This is a genomic window from Micrococcus sp. LASM2_SD2, from assembly GCF_057364565.1.
This window is the reverse complement of the sequence record NZ_JBNFOB010000511.1, coordinates 1-475: the sequence shown is the minus strand read 5'-3', so window position 1 is coordinate 475 and position 475 is coordinate 1. Positions and strand designations below refer to the sequence as shown.

Below are 475 nucleotides of genomic sequence, written 5' to 3'. Positions count from 1 at the left end.
CCCAGGCGGCCGGTCCACGGTCGTTCGCACCGCGCCCGCTTCTCGACGACGGCCCCGCGCCCGCCGGGGCCGGCGGCGGTCCCAGCGGGCTCACCTCGCCGGAGGCGAGGTCGTCCTGCTCGGGCGAGGGAGGGTCGTCGCGCTCCTTCTGGAACTGGCGGAGCCGGTCCACCACGGAGCCGGTGGAGAACTGGGCGCCGCCGAGGCGGTCCACGAAGTGGCCGCGCCGGACCTGCCCGGACTCCTCCATGCGGGTCAGCAGCCGGTACTGGCCGGCGAAGCCGCCGGGGACCTCCTCGGCCACCACGGAGCCGCGGGTGATCACGCCGTACCGGTCCAGCAGCAGCTCGGCGGTGGCGTGGGCGCGCAAGGGTCGGGGTCCGGCTCGGGGGGCGATCAGCAGGGGACCAAGCGGGCCTGCCGCCCGGGGCCGTCTCCGCGGCGGACATCCCGCCCCAGGGCCCCGGGGTGAGGG

General features: G+C 77.9%; 1 protein-coding gene. It reads right to left on the bottom strand.

All coding sequences use genetic code 11. From position 1 onward, the window contains the following. A partial coding sequence (locus AC2W7A_RS13370; RefSeq protein ID WP_485991773.1) for an Lhr family helicase occupies positions 1-370 on the bottom strand: 370 nt, incomplete at its 3' end. Positions 371-475 lie beyond the last annotated feature (105 nt).